The 14,474-nt window shown below is 64.3% G+C and carries 14 protein-coding genes; all 14 read left to right on the top strand.

The window, feature by feature from the left end:
• The 14 genes from BPNPMPFG_RS15015 to BPNPMPFG_RS15080 all read left to right on the top strand — a co-directional run bounded on the left by BPNPMPFG_RS15015 (position 1) and on the right by BPNPMPFG_RS15080 (position 14,474).
• A complete protein-coding gene (locus tag BPNPMPFG_RS15015) occupies positions 1–588 on the top strand; it encodes a MotE family protein (protein ID WP_258596220.1) in 588 nt (195 codons plus the stop codon).
• The gene (gene flgH / locus BPNPMPFG_RS15020) at positions 585–1,292 is read left to right on the top strand and encodes a flagellar basal body L-ring protein FlgH (protein ID WP_258596221.1); all 708 of its coding nucleotides are present in this window, start codon (positions 585–587) and stop codon (positions 1,290–1,292) included. The genes BPNPMPFG_RS15015 and flgH overlap by 4 nt, the downstream gene beginning before the upstream one ends.
• 19 nt (positions 1,293–1,311) lie before the next feature.
• Entirely contained in the window at positions 1,312–1,803 is a 492-nt protein-coding gene (locus tag BPNPMPFG_RS15025) for a flagellar basal body-associated FliL family protein (RefSeq protein ID WP_258596222.1), read from the top strand.
• Positions 1,800–2,531 (top strand): flagellar type III secretion system pore protein FliP, encoded by a 732-nt coding sequence (gene fliP / locus BPNPMPFG_RS15030; RefSeq protein WP_258596223.1) that lies wholly within the window; start codon positions 1,800–1,802, stop codon positions 2,529–2,531. Before BPNPMPFG_RS15025 ends, fliP begins: the two co-directional genes overlap by 4 nt.
• A gap of 198 nt (positions 2,532–2,729) precedes the next feature.
• On the top strand, positions 2,730–3,731 hold the full coding sequence (locus tag BPNPMPFG_RS15035; RefSeq protein ID WP_258596224.1) for a flagellin N-terminal helical domain-containing protein: 1,002 nt from the start codon (positions 2,730–2,732) through the stop codon (positions 3,729–3,731).
• Positions 3,732–4,000: 269 nt separating this feature from the next.
• Complete coding sequence (locus tag BPNPMPFG_RS15040) at positions 4,001–5,065, top strand: flagellin N-terminal helical domain-containing protein (RefSeq protein ID WP_258596226.1); 1,065 nt, start codon at positions 4,001–4,003, stop codon at positions 5,063–5,065.
• 153 nt (positions 5,066–5,218) lie between these two features.
• Positions 5,219–6,865, top strand: a complete 1,647-nt coding sequence (gene fliF, locus BPNPMPFG_RS15045; RefSeq protein WP_258596228.1) for a flagellar basal-body MS-ring/collar protein FliF — start codon at positions 5,219–5,221, stop codon at positions 6,863–6,865.
• A gap of 3 nt (positions 6,866–6,868) precedes the next feature.
• Positions 6,869–7,492 carry a hypothetical protein gene (locus BPNPMPFG_RS15050; RefSeq protein WP_258596230.1) on the top strand — a complete coding sequence of 208 codons (624 nt, stop codon included), beginning with the start codon at positions 6,869–6,871 and terminating at the stop codon, positions 7,490–7,492.
• Positions 7,489–8,838, top strand: coding sequence for a MotB family protein (locus tag BPNPMPFG_RS15055; RefSeq protein WP_258596232.1), 1,350 nt, complete (start codon positions 7,489–7,491; stop codon positions 8,836–8,838). Before BPNPMPFG_RS15050 ends, BPNPMPFG_RS15055 begins: the two co-directional genes overlap by 4 nt.
• Positions 8,835–10,214 carry a MotC family chemotaxis protein gene (locus tag BPNPMPFG_RS15060; protein ID WP_258596234.1) on the top strand — a complete coding sequence of 460 codons (1,380 nt, stop codon included), beginning with the start codon at positions 8,835–8,837 and terminating at the stop codon, positions 10,212–10,214. Before BPNPMPFG_RS15055 ends, BPNPMPFG_RS15060 begins: the two co-directional genes overlap by 4 nt.
• Positions 10,211–11,713 carry a flagellar hook-length control protein FliK gene (gene fliK / locus BPNPMPFG_RS15065; protein ID WP_258596236.1) on the top strand — a complete coding sequence of 501 codons (1,503 nt, stop codon included), beginning with the start codon at positions 10,211–10,213 and terminating at the stop codon, positions 11,711–11,713. Before BPNPMPFG_RS15060 ends, fliK begins: the two co-directional genes overlap by 4 nt.
• Entirely contained in the window at positions 11,643–12,230 is a 588-nt protein-coding gene (locus tag BPNPMPFG_RS15070) for a transglycosylase SLT domain-containing protein (protein WP_258596237.1), read from the top strand. Before fliK ends, BPNPMPFG_RS15070 begins: the two co-directional genes overlap by 71 nt.
• A gap of 221 nt (positions 12,231–12,451) precedes the next feature.
• Positions 12,452–13,120, top strand: a complete 669-nt coding sequence (locus BPNPMPFG_RS15075; RefSeq protein ID WP_258596239.1) for a response regulator transcription factor — start codon at positions 12,452–12,454, stop codon at positions 13,118–13,120.
• 100 nt (positions 13,121–13,220) lie between these two features.
• Positions 13,221–14,474 (top strand): flagellar hook protein FlgE, encoded by a 1,254-nt coding sequence (locus tag BPNPMPFG_RS15080; protein WP_258596240.1) that lies wholly within the window; start codon positions 13,221–13,223, stop codon positions 14,472–14,474.

The following is a 14,474-nucleotide window of genomic DNA, read 5'->3' on the forward strand; positions in this document are numbered from 1 at the left end:
ATGCCGATGACCCGTTCCCTCGCTTCCAACGAAAGACGCCGCCCCGCCGCAATCCTGCTCGCGGCCGCCCTTGTCGCCGCCATGGCCTTTGCCGGCGGCATCGCACGCGCAGAGGACGCAGTTCGCCAGGTCCTCCCGGGAGCCCCGGCCGCTGAGCCGCCGCAGCAATTGACGCGGGAAAAGGCGCCGGATCAAAGCGAGATCGAGCGCTTCTGCTCCAACATCGCCGACGCGGCGCGCGACCGCCGCTATACCTTGCAGGCGGAGGAACTGAAACAGCTGCAGGCTGGCATCGACCAGCGCATGAAAGCGCTGGACGAAAAGAAGGCCGAATACGAGACCTGGCTGAAGCGGCGCGAGGTTTTCCTGGCCCGGGCCGAGGACGGCGTCGTCCAGATCTATGCCGGCATGAAGCCCGACGCCGCCGCCGAGCGCCTGGCCATCGTCAATGCCGATCTGGCGGCGGCCATATTGATGAAGCTCGATTCCCGTAAGGCGAGCGTCATCCTCAACGAAATGGACCAGAAGGCGGCGGCGACGCTCACCGGCATCATGGCCAGCGCGGCCCGAAGGGTAGATCCGTCATGATCCGCAAAATGCTCGTCCTGTGCGCGGTTGCCGTGCTGTCCGGCTGCGGAACCAATCTCAAGGAGGTCGGCAAGGAGCCGGCGCTGTCCCCGGTCGGCTCCGGCATCGATGGCGGCAACACGTCTTCCCTCTATCGCTATCCGGCAACGCCGCGCGCGCCGGTCAGGAAATTCTCATTGTGGGATGACCGCCAGAGCCGGCTGTTCACCGACCCACGGGCGCTGTCGCAGGGCGACATCCTGACCGTCAAGATCAAGATCAACGACAGGGCCAACTTCAAGAACCAGAACGACAGGAGCCGCACCGCCGACCGCAAGCTCGGTTTCGACATCAGCGCGCAGTGGGACAAGCTGAGCACCGCCGGCAAGGGCGCCGGCGCTCTCACCTCCGCCACGGATACGACGGCCAACGGCGAGATCAAACGCTCGGAAACGCTTGAACTCAATGTCGCTGCGATCGTCACCGATGTCCTGCCGAACGGCAATTTGATAATCACGGGATCGCAGGAAGTACGCGTCAACGCCGAGCTCAGGGTGCTGACGCTCGCCGGCATCGTGCGGCCGGCCGATATCGGCGCCGAAAACACCATCCCCTACGAACGCATCGCCGAAGCACGCATCTCCTACGGCGGACGCGGCCGCATCACCGAGGTCCAGCAACCTGCCTACGGCCAGCAGGTTCTCGACCAGGTTCTTCCGTTCTAGGATCGGGGAACACGGCACCGTGGCAAATGTCGAACAGGTTCAGCCGCGCAAGGGTCCCTCCCTTGCCATTCAGGCCGCCATGCTGCTGGTTGTGACGGTCGCCGCCATCGGCATGGGCTGGATGTCCGGCGGCTATCTCAAGGGTGTCAATGGACCGGTGCCGGTGCCGGTCGCGCCCGAGAACGAAGGCAAGGTCGTGCAGCCCGACGCCGCCACGCCGCCGGGCGGGCCGACGCTTGTCGTGCTGGCGCCGATCACAACCAACATCGCCTCGCCGGCCGACGTCTGGATAAGGCTGGAAGCATCGGTGCTCTACGATGCGCCGCAGCCGCAGCCGCTGACCGAGCAGATCCAACAGGACCTGCTGGCCTTCGTGCGCACCTTGAAGATGCATCAGATCGAGGGCGCCAGCGGCTACCAGCACCTGAAGGCCGATCTCGAGGAGCGCGCCGCGATCCGCAGCCAGGGTCACGCCAAGCAGATTCTGATCAGGACATTGCTGCTCGAATGAGAAAGTTCCTCCTCGCCACCGCGATGATCGCCGCCGCCACATCGGTCGCCGCGGCGCAGCAACTCGACCTCGGCGGCATCGGCAAGGCCGATGGCACCACCGTCGGCTACATCATCCAGATGTTCGGCCTGCTGACCGTGCTGTCGGTGGCGCCGGGCCTGCTGATCATGGTGACGAGCTTCACCCGCTTCGTCATCGCCTTCTCGATCCTGCGCGCCGGCATCGGCCTGCAATCGACGCCGGCGAACCTGATCCTCATTTCACTGTCGCTGTTCATGACCTTCTATGTCATGGCGCCGACCTTCGACCAGGCCTGGAACACCGGCGTCAAGCCGCTGATGGACAACCAGATCACCCAGACCGAAGCCTTCGAAAAGATCTCGGATCCGTTCCGCACCTTCATGCTGCACAATGTGCGCGACAAGGACTTCGACCTGTTCGCCGACCTCGCCCGCGAGCGCGGCCAGACCGTTTCGCGCGAAACCGTCGACCTGCGCATCCTGGTGCCCGCCTTCATGATCTCGGAGATCCGGCGCGGCTTCGAGATCGGCTTCCTGATCGTGCTGCCATTCCTGGTCATCGACCTGATCGTCGCCACCATCACCATGGCAATGGGCATGATGATGCTGCCGCCGACGGTGGTGTCGCTGCCGTTCAAGATCCTGTTCTTCGTCCTGATCGACGGCTGGAATCTGCTTGTCGGCAGCCTGGTGCGCTCCTTCAACTGATCCCTGCCGCACCGGCACGGAATTCAATCAAAATATTTTCGATTAACCGTCCAGTTTAGTCCTTTGGTAGGGACTTGCCCGCATATTCGCTCGCAGATGGCGGGTGATCGGTTCTAGAGATCATTGGCATGATGCCGCACCGTCATACCGGAAAAGCCGGTATGCAAAAAAATCCTGTAAAAACAAGGTACGAGTACCATGTCCAGCATCATGACGAACTCCGCTGCGTTGACGGCCCTGCAGAGCCTCAACGCCACCAGCAAATCCCTCCAGGACACCCAGGCCCGCATCTCGACCGGCTACCGGGTCTCGCAGGCATCCGACAACGCCGCCTACTGGTCGATCGCCACCACGATGCGCTCCGACAACCAGGCAATGTCCACCGTTTCGGACGCGCTCGGCCTCGGCGCTTCCAAGGTCGACACTGCCTACACCGGCATGAACAGCGCGATCACCACCATCAACCAGATCAAGGCCAAGCTGCTGGCATCCTATGGCCAGACGGATGCCTCGAAGCAAAAGACCCAGGTCGAAATCGCCGCTCTTCAGGACCAGATGAAGTCCTACGCCGACGGCGCCACCTTCTCCGGCACCAACATGCTGTCCGTAAACAGCGGTGCAACAGCCACGACGGCGGCCGATGTGAAGATCCTTTCGGCGTTCAACCGTGACGCCGCCGGCGCGGCTTCGATCTCGACCATCGACGTCAAGGTGGAAAACACCAAGCTGTATGAAGCCGGTACCACCGCGACACTCGCAAAGGGCATCCTCGACACGGAACGCGTCGGCTCCACCGGTGTGGCCACCGGCACGGCCGTGGCCGTGACCCTCGGCAATGCTGCAACGGCCACCGACACCTATTCGGCCGCCAAGCTGAAGATCTTCGACAGCGCAACGGGCAAAGCTGCAGGCGACGATCAGATCAAGCAGATGTTGACCGTCATCGACTCCGCGCTCGCCGACATGACCAACGCGGCCTCGACGCTCGGCGCCGCCAAGAGCAGTATCGACCTGCAGAAGACCTTCACCTCGAACCTGATGGACTCCATCGATCGCGGTGTCGGCCAGCTCGTCGATGCCGACATGAACAAGGAATCGACCCGTCTGCAGGCCCTGCAGGTCCAGCAGCAGCTCGGCGTCCAGGCGCTGTCGATCGCCAACGGCTCGTCGCAGTCGATCCTGTCGCTCTTCCGCGGCTAATCGTCTACGCCTGACCACAGGTCACACTAAAAATCGGGCCGCGCCAAAAGCGCGGCCCGATTTGCGTTTGCCTCCAGCCTCGCGCAATCCCCGTTTCTTAACTCTCAGAAGCCAACTTTTAACAGGCTGTTAACCATGCCGCGCTAGTTATGGTTAACCAATAGCTTACGCCAGGTTGGCGAATCGGTCCGACCGGCACGATGCCACCCCGTTGAACAGGCCTATCCGGCATGTCTGAGCATGTCGGTTTTTGAGAAGGAGCGACTTTCTTGGCGAGCATCATGACAAACGCTGCGGCGTTAACCGCACTTCAAAGCCTCAGCGCCACCAACAAGTCACTCGAGCAGACGCAGGCTCGCATCTCGACAGGCTACCGGGTCTCGCAGGCCTCGGACAACGCCGCCTACTGGTCGATCGCCACCACCATGCGCTCGGACAACCAGGCCCTGTCGACGGTGCAGGATGCGCTCGGTCTCGGCGCCTCGAAAGTCGACACCGCCTACACCGGCATGAACAATGTGCTGACAACGATCGGCCAGATCAAGACCAAGCTGCTTTCGACCGTCGGCCAGACGGATGCCGCCAAGGCAAAAACCCAGACCGAGATCAAGGCGCTTCAGGCGCAGATGAAGTCCTTTGCCGATGCGGCAACCTTCTCCGGCTCGAATTTCCTTGCGGTGACCTCCAAGCAGACTGCCCTCCCCAATGATGGCGTCCAGCCCGACTCCCAGATCGTGTCCTCCTTCAATCGCTCCTCGTCTGGCGCGGTTTCGATCGGAACGATCAACATCAATGTCGAGGGCACCAAGCTTTTCGACTACGGTCTTGCCACCGGCGTCAAGAACCAAGGCACCCTTGATCGCCAGACCTCCATCTATTCCACGGGGGCCGCCCAGACCCTTTATGACACCGCCTATGCGACCGCGATCGCGGGCGGATCAACGGACCTCGCCGCGAACACCGCTGGCCAGACGGCGGCGGGAGCGGTCGCCAAGGTCGACAACATCTCCGCCTACAACCTCGACATCACCGCGGCCGGCGTGACCGACAACATCATCACGCAGATGGTGACCAGGATCGACAAGGTCATGGCTCAGTTGACCGATTCCGCCACAATCCTCGGTTCGGCTAAGAGCAGCATCGACCTGCAGAAGACCTTCACCCAGAGCCTGATGGACTCCATCGACCGCGGTGTCGGCCAGCTCGTCGATGCCGACATGAACAAGGAATCGACCCGCCTCCAGGCGCTCCAGGTACAGCAGCAGCTCGGCGTCCAGTCGCTGTCGATCGCCAACAGCGCCTCGCAGAGCATCCTGTCGCTGTTCAAGAACTAGTCGCGGGCGCCACCGGCGCCCTCCTTTTTCGTCCCGCCCTCCTTTTCGCACTCCGATTGACGGGCCGCGCCGCAAGCGCGGCCCGATTTCATTTTCGCACAAGCTTCGAAGACTACTGTTCCGGCGGACAGTCATGCTGGGAGTCGTCGAACCGTGCCGGAACAGATCCAGAGCATCATCTCGAATCTTCGCGGCTTTGGCGTGAAGCGCCTCGCCATGCTGGCTGGCATCGCCGTCCTGGTGATGGGCGTCATCGGCATCGCCTCGGTCTATCTCAACCGCCCCGCCTACGACACGCTCTATGTCGGGCTCGATCGCGCCGATGTGAACCAGATCGGCCTAGTGCTGGGCGAAGCCGGCATCGGCTTCGATGTCGGCGCCGACGGAACCTCCGTGCTGGTGCCGGCCGGCACCACCGCGCAGGCCCGCATGCTGCTTGCCGAAAAGGGCCTGCCGACCAGCGCCAATGCCGGCTACGAACTGTTCGACAATGTCGGATCGCTCGGCCTCACCTCCTTCATGCAGCAGATCACCCGCGTGCGCGCGCTGGAGGGCGAGATCGCCCGCACCATCCAGTCGATATCAGGCATCAAGGCGGCGCGCGTCCACATCGTCATGTCCGAACGCGCCAACTTCCGCCGCGACGAACAGCAGCCTTCCGCCTCGGTGGTCATCCGCTATGCCGGCATCGACGCCGAGAAGAGCGCCATGTCGATCCGCCATCTCGTCTCCGCCGCCGTGCCCGGCCTGTCGGCCGACAAGGTGACGGTGCTCGATTCCAACGGCAATCTGCTGGCCGCAGGCGATGATCCCTCCAACACCAGCGCCGCCCGTACGCTCGGCGTCGAGCAGACCGTCGAGGCGCAGATCGGCGACAACATCCGCCGTGCACTGGCGCCCTATCTCGGCCCGGACAATTTCCGCGCCAGCGTCAAGGCCGATGTCAACACCGACACCCGCCAAACGGAAGAAACCATTTTCGATCCGAATTCGCGCGTCGAGCGCTCGGTGCAGTCGGTGCGCGCCAATGAACACAACAACCAGAAGCAGGCCTCGACCCCGGCCAGCGTCGAGCAGAACCTGCCCGAGACCCAGGCAACCGCCACCGACGGTCCGCAATCCTCTTCGCAGAACGACCGCAAGGAAGAGGTCACCAACTACGAAATCAATTCGAAACGGATCGCAACCGTCTCCAACGGCTACACCGTCACCAAGATGTCGATTGCCGTCGTCGTCAACCAGCAGCGGCTACTGACCATCCTCGGCAAGGACGCCACGCCGGATCAGATTGCCAAGCGCGTCGCCGACATCCAGAAGATGGTGACCTCGGCCACCGGCTTCGACGACAAGCGCGGCGACATCATCGACGTCTCGGCGGTCGAGTTCATCGACGGGCTGGACGGCGAGGCGCTTCCGCAGGCTGGAATGCTCGATTCCGTCGGCCAGCACGCCGGCACCTTGATCAACGCCGGTGCCTTCATCGTCGTGGTGTTCCTGGTCGCCTTCTTCGGCCTGCGGCCGATGGCGGCGGCGCTGACGGCAAAGGCGACGCCGGCCCTGGCAGGCCCCAACTTCGATGAGGTCCAGCGCTCGCTGCCGACGCCGGAAGCAACCGCGAACGCCGAAAGCGCCGCCGTCGGCGCCTTGCCCGGCTCACGCCCAAATCCCACACCGCTCGACGATCTTCGCCAGAAGATCAGGCCCGCGCCGCAGGATCGGCTCGCCCGAATGGTCGACCTCAACGAAGAGCGCACCGCGCAGATCCTGCGCAAATGGGCCGCCCAGGAAGTCGCGGTGTAAACGATGGCCTCCGCAGCCCTTTTCGACCTTCTGCCCGATTTCGGCACCCGCACGCAACGTGCCGGCCCACCCCGGGCGGCCGATCCGGAATACAAGCCCGAGGCGCCGGCGCCGCGAGCCGATATCGGCACGCTGATCGCCGAGGCGGTTGCCCAGGCTGAAGCTGCGCTCGAGGAACGCCTGTCGATCGCGCATGAAGCAGCGCTGGAAGCCGAACGCCAGGCCAATAGCGAGGAAGCAAGGATATTTCTCGAAAGCCTCGGCGACGATGTCGGCAAGGCGGTCTCGTTGCGCATCGATGCCATGGAGGCGCGCGTGACCGGGCTTGTCGCCGCCACCGTCGCCCGCATCATCGGCGGCATCGTCAGCGATGACTTGCAGAAACGCTCGATCGAGGTGCTCGCCAGCGCGATACGCGAAGCGGTCGGCGATGCCGAAGCGGTGCGCATCGCCGTGCGCGGCCCGCTCTCGCTGTTCGAAACTCTGAAGGCATCGCTCGGGCCCCGCGCCGCCAATCTCGACTTCGTCGAGACACCAGGCTTCGACCTCACCGTCGCCATCGACGAGGCGGTGTTCGAGACGCGTATGGCCGAATGGTCGACAGCCCTCTCAGAGGTCCTGGCATGAGCGTCGCCGACGCCGGCCAGGCCAGGCAAGAGATCATCATCGTGCGCCGTGGTCATGACGACCACGACGATGCCCACCATGGCGGTGTCTGGAAGATCGCCTTCGCCGACTTCATGACCGCAATGATGTGCTTCTTCCTGGTCATGTGGCTGATCAATGCCGCCAACGAGCAGACCAAGGCAGCCGTCGCCAGCTATTTCAACCCGGTCAAGCTGGTCGACCGCAATTCGAGCCGCAAGGGTCTGGAGGAGCTCGGTGACGGTCCGAGCGCGATCGGGCTGACAGCCGACGATCCGCAAGAGGCGGCCAAAAAGGCCGGACAGAACGGCAAAGGCGGCGCCGGCTCGGCGGATCGCAAACAGGACAAGCAGCAGCCGCGGCAGGTGGAACGCTCCGACGAGCATCTGTTCGCCGACCCTTACGCGGTGCTTTCGGAAATCGCCACGGACACCGGCGTCATGCAGAACGTCAGCCAGAAGGGCGACGGCGGCGCGCAGGCTGCCGGCCCGGCGACGGGCGCCTCCGGCGGCGCCTCCTATCGCGACCCCTTCGAGCCGGATTTCTGGTCGCAGCAGATAGCGGCGCCCGGCGCCGAAGCCAGTGCCGAGCGCACCAAGATCGAGGGCGATCCGGTCAAGCCCGGCGACAAGGCAGCCAAGATGCAAGTGCAAAAGGTCAAGGCCGTGCCGCCCGTCGCGGCCACACCGCTCGAACCGCTGGCAAAGGATGCGACCGGCAAGCAAGCCGCGAACCCCGCGGCGGCAATGGCGAAGGCCGGCGAGACCAAGCCGGATGAGACCAAAGCCACGAGCGCTGCCAAGGTCGAGGCCAGCGCCCAGGAGACCGCCAAGCCCGACACCGGGGAGAAGGCGCCAACCGCGGCTGCCGTCAAGGCCGCGGCCGACGTCAAGCGGCAGTTGGCCGATGCCTTCAAGCCCGGCGACAAGCTGCATGACGGCGTCTCGGTCGAAGCCACCGACAAGGGTGTCGTCATCTCGATCACCGACCAACTCGACTTCGGCATGTTCGAGGTCGGCTCGGCGCTGCCGAGCCGCGAACTGGTGCTGGCGATGGAAAAGATCGGCCGCATCGTCAACAGCCAGAAGGGCACCATCAGCATCAACGGCCACACCGATGCCCGGCCGTTCCGCGGCGACAGCTACGACAATTGGCGGCTGTCGACGGCGCGCGCGCATTCGGCCTACTACATGCTCGTGCGCGGTGGCGTCGACGAGCGCCGCATCACCGGGGTCGCCGGCTTCGCCGACCGCCAGCCGAAGGATCCCGCCGATCCATTGGCGGCCGTGAACCGCCGCATCGAAATCCTGATGGCGACCGGCGGATGAGGCGGGCGGCCGCCACCAGCCGGTTGATTGGCCTGTTGCTGCTGGCTGGCGGACATCCGTCGGCCGGCTTCGCCCAGGACGCGCTGCAGCCGTATCAGCTGGTGCGCTCTCTGCAGCTCATCCAGGACCGCATCGCCACGGGCGATCATGCCGCGCTGCCGATGCAGGCCAAGCTGCTCGAGATGGCGGATGCGCGCCTGCGCTCGGCGGATGCCGAGGATTTCAAGGATGCCAAGAACTTTCGCGCCCTGCTTGTCTACGGCATGAGCGGCGGCAACCCCGTGACTGTCGAGGCAGCCACGTCGCGCGCCGCGACAGACCCGCAAAGCCTTGCCATAGCCAAAGGCGTGATCGACTACCTCAATGGCCGGCCCGGCGAGGCGATCGAAGCGTTGAAGCCGATCGATCCCATGGCGCTCCCCCCCGATCTCGGCGCCTTCCTTGCCCTGGTCAAAGGCTCGCTGCTTGCCGGCGACCAGCCGGCGGCGGCGCTCGGCCTGCTGGACGAGGCAAGATTGCTCAGCCCCGGCACGCTGGTCGAGGAAGCGGCACTTCGCCGTTCGGTCGGCATTGCCGTCGCGCAAGGTGACGCGGCGCGCTTCGCGCTCGCCTCCACCCAGTATGTCGAGCGTTACCTCTATTCGCCCTATGCCAGCCAGTTCGCCGACTCCTTCGTCTCCGGCGTCATCGCGCTTCATATGTCGATCAGCCAGGACAAGCTGGGCGACATCACTTCGATGATGGATCCCGAGCGCGAGAAGGTGATCTACCTGCGCATCGCCCGCCGCGCCGCGATCGACGGCCTCAACGACCTGTCGGCCTTCGCTTCGGCACGGGCCGAGCAGGGTCGCGACGGCAACACCAACCACGACGACCCACGCGCCCTGCTCTACGCCAGCCTGTCCACCGTCACCTCGGGCACCATCGAGGACGTGCGCGCCAAGCTCGGGAAGATCGACCGCAGCAGGCTGTCGGACGGCGACCGCGCCTTGCTCGACGCCGCTCAGGCCATCGCCGGCGAGGTCGTCGCCCCGCCCGCCGCCCTTCCTGCGGAGAAGCTCGCCCCGGTTGCAAGTGAGCCTCCGTCTCCCGAGATCGCCACGGCGCAAGGCGCCGACGCGAGCGGACTGCCGCCGGTCGAAGGCGCGATCGCGGAGCAACCCGCCGTCGCCAAGGCCTCCGGCGGACCAGCCACCAAGGCGCCGAACACGCCGGCGGTCGCGGCCGCGTCAGCCAATGCGGCGACTGTCATGCCGGCATCTGCGCCAGCGCCCACAGCCAGTCCAGAGCCCGCCGATCCGACCGACGCCGCCATGACCAGAACACGTCGACAGCTCGACCTGATCGACCAGATGCTTGGAGCCGCCCCCAAATGACCACCAGCCTGGGCTCGGCCCTGCCAGGATTTGCTGCCCCGCGCGCGACGCCGGAGCAACCGGCCGCGAACGGCAAGAAGGACAGCACGGGCTTTGGCAAGATGCTGCACGGCGAGGCCAATCCTGCCCGCCCGGGACGGCAAACGGCGACCGAAGCGGGACCGCGCGAGCAGCGCTGGGGCAAACTCGCCGCCAGCCTTGCCAAGCATGACGGCCAGGCCGAACTGAAAACAGCCGATCCCGAAAAGACAGTCCCGGCCAAAGTGCCGACCGTGAAGACTGGCAAGGACGAGCTGGAAGCAAACTCGCAAAAGGACGAGTTGGTGGCAAAGCCGCACAGGGACGACCTTCATGCCAAGCCGCATAAGGACGAGCTGGACGCAAAGCCGCACAGGGACGACGCCGACGCCGGAAAAACGGCGCCGGATGCTGATGCCGTGCCGCTTCAGGACCACCTGCCGCTGCTGATCGCGTTTCATGACCTGCGCCATTTCTCGACATCGGCCAAGGCAGCCGGGCGCGACGCGGCCGTCGGTGAAAGCCCGGCAAACCCGACGCTCGACGGGCAGGCTCCGCTGCCAAAGACCTACCGGTCGAAGTCCGCGGTGGGAGACCAGGCCCTCGAAACCATGTCGAAGCCGGAAGCCATGCCGAAGCCCGAACAAGTGTCGGTCGTCGATGGGCCTTTGACGTCGCTTGACGGCCAGCCGCCGAGCGCTGCCAACGCTGCCTCGAGCGCGCCGAAACGCGACAATGTCATGGCGGCTCCGAAGCTGCCGGACGCCACAACTGCCGATGTGCCCGGCGTGCAGTCGAGGCACGACGCGCCGACACTGAAAAGCATCGAGGATGTCCAGTCCTCGCTGCGGCCCGAAGCGGGAAAACAGTCCTTGTCGGCACGCATCGACGTGGTATCGCAACAGAGCTTCCCTGCGCCACCGCAGAGCCCCATCAGCCAGGCAGCCCTCAATGTGGTCAACGCCATAGCGGCCGATGGCGGCCCGCAAAAGGCCCTTTCGGCCTCATCGGCGACCACCCGGCTGGCCAGCCCTGTTGCCGTTCCGACACATGTGTTGAAGATCGAACTTCACCCCGCCGAACTCGGCATGGTGACAGCCCACCTTCGCCTCTCGGGAGAACAACTTTCGATTGAACTGAAGCCCTCGACACACGACGCCTATCGTCAGCTGTCCGCCGACAGCGAGGCCATCGTCAAATCGCTGCGCGGGCTCGGCTTCGAGGTTGACAAGGTCACCATCCTGCAACCCTCGGTGGCAATCCCCGCCGCAACCCGCACCGATGCAAACGCCCCCTTGCCGGCGGCGCCAGGCCGCGACCAGTCATCCTTCCAACCTGGAAACCCGGGCGGCGGCAATGCAGGAACCGGCGGCCAGCAACCGGGTCAGCAATCCGCAGGGAACCGCAACGATGACGCGCAGGACTACGGCCGCGGCACTTCGCCTTCTCGCGAGCGTGCTGGCGACGATATGTTTATCTAGCATCGCGGGTGCCGCCGCTGCCGCCACCAATGCTTGCGAGCCGGAGATCCTGCGCGCCGCCGACCGCTATGGCGTGCCAGCCGGCATCCTCTACGCGGTCGGCCTGACGGAGACCGGAAACAAAGGCAGCTTGCAGCCCAACGCCTTGAATATAGAGGGAAAAGCTGTCTTTCCAAAGAGCCGGGCCGAGGCCCTTGCCGCCTTCGCCAATGCCCGGCGCGAGGGCAAGACGCTGATCGATCTGGGCTGCATGCAGATCAACCATCACTACCACGCGTCGCATTTTCGCAGCGTCGAGGACATGCTCGACCCGCGTCAGAACGTCGACTATGCGGCCCGATTCCTGGCCAATCTCCATGCCCGTCACGAGACCTGGTCGATGGCCGTCGCCCGCTATCATGCCGGTCCCGACAACGATCCGGCGCAGAAGATCTATGTCTGCCGCGTCATTGCCAACATGGTCGCCACCGGCTTTGGAAAGTGGACCGCGAACGCCCGCGGCTTCTGCAACCCGTAAGCGTGTCTTGCGCCTCCTATACGCCAAGCCCGCAAACCCGGTCTATCGTTTTGACTTGGCCAAGACTTGCCGCGCAAAGCATATCTGGTTGCGCGCTAATGCAACCGATGCGATTCCAGACTCCCAAGAAACTAGCTACAAGAAATGACGGTTGTTCAGGATTCTCGCCAGCGGATACCCCTCTTTTCACGGGGCAAATGATTTGATTCGGAGGCGGGCCGATGATTGTAATCGTTGACGAGCGCGAGCTCGTAACAGAGGGATACAATTCACTTTTTGACCGTGAGGGTGTCGCCTGTGCGGGCTTCGCGCCGGGCGAGTTCGGCGAGTGGGTGAGCTCGGCCGCCGACACCGACCTGAGGTCGGTCCGCGCCTTCCTCATCGGCGACTGCCGCGAAGGCTCGATCTCTCCCCGTCAGATCCGCGACCGCACCGGCGCTCCGGTCATTGCGCTCAGCGAGCAGCATTCCCTGGAGAACACGCTGCGGTTGTTCGAGAGCGGCGTCGACGATGTCATTCGCAAGCCCGTCCATATCCGCGAGATCCTTGCCCGCATCACCGCCATCCGCCGCCGCGCCCAGGAAGATGTCGCCTACACCGAGATCGGCGCCATGCGCATCTTCATGGACGGCCGCGACCCCGAGATCGACGGTCAGCCGCTGGCCTTGCCGCGTCGTGAACGCCGCATCCTCGAATATCTGGCGAGCAATCGCGGGCGCCGCGTCACCAAGACCCAGGTCTTCAACGCCATCTACGGCATCTTCGATGAAGAGGTCGAGGAGAACGTGGTGGAGAGCCACATCAGCAAACTGCGCAAGAAGCTGCGCGAGAAGCTCGGCACCGACCCGATCGATTCCAAGCGCTTCCTCGGCTACCGGCTCGTCTTCTGATGCAGCGCCGCGCCAGCCTCGCGCAAGAAAACACGCGTAGCCTCGTAGCCAGTGGCATCCGCATTGGAGCCAGTGGCATCCACATTGGGGAGACGTTTCGATGAGCCTCTACGGAATGATGCGGACCGGCGTTTCCGGCATGAATGCACAGGCAAACCGGCTGTCCGCCACGGCCGACAACATCGCCAATTCCGACACCACCGGTTACAAGCGATCCTCCGCCGAATTTTCGACGCTGGTCATGCCGACCACGGGTGGCGCCTACAATTCCGGCGGCGTCACCACGACGATCCGGAAGGCGGTCAGCGATCCGGGCGTGCTTCAATACACGACCTCGGTCTCCGACCTTGCCGTCAATGGCGATGGTTTCTTCGTCGTTCAGAATCCGAGCGGTACACCCTTCCTGACACGGGCCGGCGCCTTCGTTCCCGATGCGCAGGGACGGCTGGTCAACGCGGCCGGCTTCCAGCTGATGGCTTACAGCTACGCCAACGGCGTGCCGGCGGCGACTGTGAACGGCTTCGAGGGACTGACTCCGGTGGTCATCTCCGACCAGGAGATGACGGCAACGCCGAGCACCCAAGGTACCTACAGCGGCAACCTGTCGGCAGGCGCGACGCCGGCCGCCGGCAATCTGCCCACCACCAACGTCGCGGGCGCGCAGTACACGTCGAAATCCTCGATGGTCGCCTACGACAATCTCGGCAACAAGAAGCTGCTCGACGTCTATTTCACCAACACCGGCGCCGGCACCTGGCAGGTCGCGGTCTTCGATCAGTCGAAAGCCACTCCCGGAACGTCGTTCCCCTACACAGGCGGCGCACTGGGCACGGCCAACCTGACCTTCGACACCACCACCGGCAAGCTCACCGGCGCCGTCAACAGCGTCAGCCTGACAGTGCCCAATGGCGCCCCCTTTTCGCTGGATCTGTCGAAATTGACCCAGCTCGGCACCGGCTTCACCGTTTCCGATGCCCAGGTCAACGGCAACGCGCCGAGCACCATCGACAAGGTCCAGATCAGCAAGGACGGCACCATCTACGCCCAATACAAGGACGGCTCCACCAAGCCGCTCTACAAGATTCCGCTGGCCGACGTGCAGAGCCCGGACCAGCTCACCGCGCTGCCCGGCAACGTCTACGCACAGGGCACCGATTCCGGCGCGGTTCGTGTCGGCTTTGCCAATGAAGGCAAGCTCGGCTCCATCATCTCCGGCGCACTCGAGAACTCCAACGTCGACATCGCCACAGAACTGACCGACATGATCGCGGCGCAGCGCAGCTATACCGCCAATTCGAAAGTCTTCCAGACCGGTTCCGATCTGATGGACGTCCTTGTCAACCTGAAGAGATAA

The sequence above is a fragment of the Mesorhizobium sp. AR07 genome, from assembly GCF_024746815.1.
Lineage (GTDB): Bacteria > Pseudomonadota > Alphaproteobacteria > Rhizobiales > Rhizobiaceae > Mesorhizobium.